Source organism: Dietzia aerolata, assembly GCF_014144865.1.
Taxonomy (GTDB): domain Bacteria; phylum Actinomycetota; class Actinomycetes; order Mycobacteriales; family Mycobacteriaceae; genus Dietzia; species Dietzia aerolata.
In genome coordinates this window covers 1-5,263 of record NZ_JAALDM010000075.1, presented here as the reverse complement: position 1 = coordinate 5,263, position 5,263 = coordinate 1, and the positions used below count along the sequence as shown (strand labels likewise).

5 protein-coding genes and 1 pseudogene are annotated in these 5,263 nt (G+C 68.3%); 3 read left to right on the top strand and 3 right to left on the bottom strand.

All coding sequences use genetic code 11. The annotated features are described in order from the left end of the window. On the bottom strand, window positions 1-1,058 hold a 1,058-nt coding region (locus G6016_RS05555; protein ID WP_182631692.1), incomplete at its 3' end, for a helix-turn-helix transcriptional regulator. Between the two features lie 157 nt (window positions 1,059-1,215). Between G6016_RS05555 and G6016_RS05550 the strand changes: the two genes are divergently transcribed. Continuing rightward, entirely contained in the window at window positions 1,216-1,773 is a 558-nt protein-coding gene (locus G6016_RS05550) for a DinB family protein (protein ID WP_182631694.1), read from the top strand. Between the two features lie 66 nt (window positions 1,774-1,839). After that, window positions 1,840-2,457 (top strand): mycothiol transferase, encoded by a 618-nt coding sequence (locus tag G6016_RS05545; RefSeq protein WP_182631691.1) that lies wholly within the window; start codon window positions 1,840-1,842, stop codon window positions 2,455-2,457. Between the two features lie 120 nt (window positions 2,458-2,577). On the opposite strand, the gene G6016_RS05540 is transcribed toward G6016_RS05545, so the two are convergent. Further along, the gene (locus G6016_RS05540; RefSeq protein WP_187354350.1) at window positions 2,578-4,065 is read right to left on the bottom strand and encodes a WS/DGAT domain-containing protein; all 1,488 of its coding nucleotides are present in this window, start codon (window positions 4,063-4,065) and stop codon (window positions 2,578-2,580) included. A 113-nt stretch (window positions 4,066-4,178) separates the two neighbouring features. Here G6016_RS05540 and G6016_RS05535 point away from each other — a divergent pair, with 113 nt between their 5' ends. Then, window positions 4,179-4,769, top strand: a complete 591-nt coding sequence (locus G6016_RS05535) for a flavin reductase family protein (protein WP_182631690.1) — start codon at window positions 4,179-4,181, stop codon at window positions 4,767-4,769. A 78-nt stretch (window positions 4,770-4,847) separates the two neighbouring features. Here the strand turns inward: G6016_RS05535 and G6016_RS05530 are convergent. Continuing rightward, window positions 4,848-5,263: pseudogene (locus G6016_RS05530) on the bottom strand (o-succinylbenzoate synthase); the annotation flags it as partial.

The following is a 5,263-nucleotide window of genomic DNA, read 5'->3' as shown; positions in this document are numbered from 1 at the left end:
GCGTCATCAGTGGCGTGTGCCGTGTGGGCGGGGTGAGCGTCATCGGTGGCGTGGGCTGAGCGGGGGGCATGGGCTGCGTGGGCCGCACGCTCGGCCAGCGCGGCGAGGCGTTCGCGCAATCCGTCAGGCGACTCGACCGTGAACGGTGCGGGCAGTCGGGTCAGGTACCACGCCAGATCATCCAGGTCAGTGGCGCCGGTCTCGAGTCTGCAGGCGGGGTGGGCGTTGTCGTCGTCGTCAAATAATGGGGTGACCACCCCGAACGGTGGCGGGAAGCACTCCCGCACCTCCTCCGGCGTCGCCCGGACCACCACGCTCGCGCGGTACTCATACGGCGCGGCGGTGACCGACTGCTGCACGTGCGTGGCGGGGTCGGGGACGTCGGCGCGGGGGGTGAAGCGCCAACGCGTGCGGTGCACCGCCTCGATCCGGTCGAGGCGGAACGTGCGCCAGTCCTCGCGGTCCAGGTCGAACGCGTGCAGATACCACCGGCGACCCAACACCACGATCCGGTAGGGCTCCAGACGCCGCTCCGAGTCCCGACCCGCGCGGTCGCGGTACTCCATTCGCACCAACTCCGACCCGCGGACCGCGTGTCCGAGCTCGATGAGCAGCTCCGGCTCGACCGGGGTGTCCGTACCGGGGACGGTGACCATCGACTCGGTCACGTCCGCGACCCGCTCGCGCAGGCGGCCCGGCATCACCTGGTCGAGCTTGGTCAGCGCGCCCAGCGCGTGCTCGCCGACGCCCGCCACCGCGCCGCCGGCGGCCAGGCGCAGAGCGATGGCGACGGCGACCGCCTCCCTGTCATCGAGCAGCAACGGCGGCAATCTCCGGCCCGATCCCAGCCGGTAGCCGCCGCCCGCGCCGCGCTCCGACTCGACCGGATAGCCCAGGTCACGCAGCCTGTCCACGTCCCGCCGGACGGAACGGATCGTCACGCCGAGCTCGTCTGCCAGCTCCGCTCCCGTCCACACCGATCTGCGCTGGAGCAGGTCCAGCAGGGTCAGCACGCGCTGGGTGGTGGGGGTCCTGTCCTGGGTCCTGTCCTCGGGCATGCCGGAAGTCTCCCATGCACAGAGGACAGAAACTGTCCTGTTTGGGTGTCATTCTTTGACCGGGCCACGAACTGGCCGCGCACCGAGAGCCGAAGGAGACCCCATGACCGCCGAAGAACCGGCCGTCCCGTCCCGCCTGTTGACCGGCGGCGGAGCGATCGACTGGACCGCACAGTTGGTGGACCAACTCGAGTTCCACTGGCAGGGTCAGCTCCGGCCCCGACTGGAGGGGCTGACCGACGACGAGTACCACTTCTCCCCCGCGCCGGACGAGCTGACGTGGGCCGTGCGGCCGAAGGGCACCGGCACGGCCGAGATGCGGGCCGGGGCCGGGGATTTCACGATCGACTTCGCCTACCCCGAGCCCACGCCCGCGCCGCTCACGACCATCGCGTGGCGCATCGGCCACCTAGTGGTGGGCGTCCTGGGTGCGCGGTGGCACTCCCACTTCGGCGGCCCCGCGTACGACTACATGACCCACGTTTACGCCGGCACCGCCACCGGCGGGCTCGAGCAACTGGACCGCGCCTACGCCGGATGGATGGACGGCGTGCGCGGGCTCGACGCCGACGCCCTGGCCGCCCCCGTCGGTCCGGCCGAGGGCCCGTGGGCCGACGCCCCCATGGCCACCCTCGTCCTGCACATCACCCTCGAGGTCATCCACCACGGCGCCGAGATCAGCCTGCTCCGCGACCTCTACGCCACCACCCGCTGACCGCTGGCCGCCGGCTGCCGGCCGAAACCCTGCCCGACCTGAAACACCTAATCACGAGGAGTCGTCATGCCTTTCTTCCCCGCCACCACCGGCACCGAGCACGAGAACCTGATCGAATGGACCGACGTAGCGCTCACCAATGCCCGGTCGATCGTCGCCGGACTCACCGGAGACCAACTCCGATCCCACCCCATCCCGTCCAGTGAGCTCACGCTCGGCTGGCTCATCCTGCACATCGGGGAGGTCGCCGAGGGCTGGCTCGGGCGGGCCGCCGCAGCCCCCGAGGCTCCGAACACCGGTCAATCCCTGGCCGAGGCCTTCGAGTACGCGGAGACCGTCAACCAGGTGGCCCCGGACGCGACCGCCGAGGAGGTCCTGGCCGAATTCGACCGACGGCACGCCGCGGCGCTCGAGCATCTGCGCGCCGCCGACCTCGACGCAGAAGTCCCGGTACCCACCGAGATGCCGTGGTTCCCCACCGACCTGCCGCCGTTCAACGGGCGCTGGGCAACGCTGCATGCGCTCGGCGAGATAGAGAGGCACAGCGGACACGCCGACATCCTGCGCGAGGCGATCGACGGCGGAACTCTCTACGACCTCATCGCCCGTGACCAGGGGATCGACATGTCCTACATCGGCGAGTGGTTCGCCGCGCATCCCGAGGTGCCCGCACCACAGTGGTGAGGAATGACGTAACCCGGGCCCGGCATGACAACCGGGCCCGGGTTACGCGTGACGCCGCTGGCGATCCTCTGCGGGCGCCAGTTGGGGGTCAGGTGACGGTTGGGTGGGGCCAGTTGAGGCTCAGTCGTTCCAGCCCGCGAAGGTCTCGAACTGCTCGCCGATCAATTCCGCCAGCATGCCGGGCTCGGGAACGAGCCCTGCATCGGTGGCGATGCCCACCGAGACCTGACCGTTGTAGCTGTAGATGCAGACGCCCAGGGACTGGGCGCCGGTCATCGGCACCCACCCCAGCAGACCGCCGACCGGCGTTCCGCCGAACTTCACCTGACCCGACGGTCCCGGCACCGAGGTCAGCTGCCCGATCGACTTGTTAGCCACCACATCGACCAGGGAGTTCGTGATCCCACTGGGGACCGCCGCCGAGCCGACGATGGCCGCGTACGTGGTGTGCGGCTCGAACGAGTACTGCACGCGCGTCATGGACGCCGTGATGTCGTTGATCAGCTCCTGCGAATCCTCGACGCCGAGTGGCAGCCGGAGCAGGATGAGCGTGATGTGGTTACCCAGCTCCGACGGAGCGCCCTCCCCTGCCGGGGCCACAGACATCGGGATCATCAGGTTGATGTCCGCCAGGGGCTTGTCGCCCTTCGCCTTGAGGTACTCGGTAAGGGCGCGCGACACCGCCGCGGTCATCACGATCGTCACGGTGGAATCGTGAGCCTTGGCGACCCGCTTGACGCCGGCCAGGTCGACGCCCGAGATCCACGAGACCCGCTTATCGACTCCCGGACGTCCACTCCACGACCGGCGCGGCGACCGGGGCTCCCACAGGAGCCGGAAGAGGGCACGGTAGGTATTGGCCGTCTTGTTCGTGGGGCCCACGGTCGCGGTGAGTGACTCGACGACCCGTGTTGGCACCCGGGTGACCTGGAAACCCGGCGCGGCCACATCCTTGACGAGCTTGGTCAGGGTCCATGGGAACACCGCGGCGGCACCGCCGAGGCCACGGGCGATCCCGAACGAATCCTTCGCAAACCCTGCGCCCGCTTCGGTCGCTGTCCGCAGGAGTCCACCTCGTGGCGCCAGATCTCGTCCGACCTTTGGAGGCAGCGCATCGTCGTCGATCTCGCACATGCTGAGCAGGAGTTGGGTCAGACGAACACCGTCGACCAGACCGTGCTGGACGCGGAAGAGGACGAGCGCGCCTTCCTGCCCTTCCGGGCCATCGTGCCCGTGATAATTCTCGAGAAACTCGACGCTCCACAGGGGACGCCCTGCAGGCAGCGGCACACTGATGCGTTCCGAGATGAGCTTCTCCGCCTCGTCACGCCCTCCCTCACCGGGAAGTACGGAACGGGAGAAATGGGCATCGACATCGAATTCCGGGAAGTCCACCCAGTACCACCGGCGGCCACGACGCTCGGAAACACGACGGAACACCGGGTACGAATCGACGAGCTTCTCCGTGAACACTTTGGTGATGGCGTCCCAGTCCGGGACCTCCTCGAACCACATCAACGAATTGATGTACATCAGATTGTCCGGAGTATCCATCTGCAGCCAGAGCTGATCCCGGTACGGAATCCTCACGCTCGTCTTCTCTGCCATCCCCCGGGTCCCCTCGTTCGTTCGCGTCATCTCTAGCTGTCCGTCACCACAAGCGTAGACAAGCAGTGACGGACGTCACACCCCAGCTCCGGGATCAACGGCAGAATGTCCCCATGCGCATCGTCCACTCGCCGGAAAACGCGCCCGCTAAGGGCATGTATGCCCTATTGACCGCGTCGATAACTCCTCGGCCGATCGCATGGGTCTCCACAGTATCGTCCGACGGAACGCCGAACCTGGCCCCGTACTCTTTCTTCACCATCGCCTGCACCGACCCCGCGATCCTGTCGGTCACCTCGATCGGCCACAAGGACACCTGGCGCAATGTCGAGGCCACCGGGGAGTTCGTCGTCAATATCGGCACCGAGTCCCTGATGGAGGTCATGAACGCCACCTCCGCACCGTTCAGCCCGGAATCGAATGAGTTCGCGGAGGTGGGCCTCACCGCTGCGGCATCCGACGTGGTGGCCGCACCGCGCGTGGCCGAAGCACCAATCTCGTTCGAATGCGTATGTCACGACATCATCGATCTCGGAACCAGCGCGATGCTGCTCGGCCGGGTGGTGAGCGTGTCGATCGAGGATGAGGTCATGGCAGATGACGGGCTGCCCGACTTCGAATCGCTCCTGCCGCCCTCCCGACTCGGCCGAAGCCAGTGGGGGTACGCCCCGAGAACACGGGAGCTCCCGCGACCGATGAAGTAGTCGCTCGTGGACGGCACCACGCAGGTGCTGGTGCAGCGTGGGCTAGTGCAGGTCAGTGCGGTGCTGGTGCAGCGCGGGTCAGAGCTGAGCGTGGCAGCGGCGGATCCGGTCCAGCCACCAGTCGCGCCTGTCCGGAGCCGCGCGCAGTCCCGCCAGCCGGGCCGGATCCGGCACCACCGAGCAGACCGGCAGATGACCGTCCACCAGAGTCAGGGCGCCCGTCTCGACAACGTCCTCATGGAAGAAGCCGCCGGTGCCCAGCCCGGCGGCGGGAATCACGGTGGGGTCAGCCGCGGGGTTCGTGGAGTGTGCAGCTGCGTCACCGGCGGTGGGGTTGGCGACGTCGTCGTCGTCAAAAATTTCCCCGTGCCCCGGCAGGCCGCGCCCCGGTAGGGCGGCCGCGGCGGCGACACCCGCCGACACCCCCACCGCCGAGTCCAGCGCGCTGGACACCGTGACCAGCACGCCCAGCTCCGCGGCGACGGCGAGCAGGC

Coding starts and splice junctions, on each gene's coding strand:
- G6016_RS05545 (WP_182631691.1), top strand. CDS start 1,840: ATGCCTTTCTTCCCCGCCACCACCGGCACCGAGCACGAGAACCTGATC.
- G6016_RS05540 (WP_187354350.1), bottom strand. CDS start 4,065: ATGGCAGAGAAGACGAGCGTGAGGATTCCGTACCGGGATCAGCTCTGG.
- G6016_RS05535 (WP_182631690.1), top strand. CDS start 4,179: ATGCGCATCGTCCACTCGCCGGAAAACGCGCCCGCTAAGGGCATGTAT.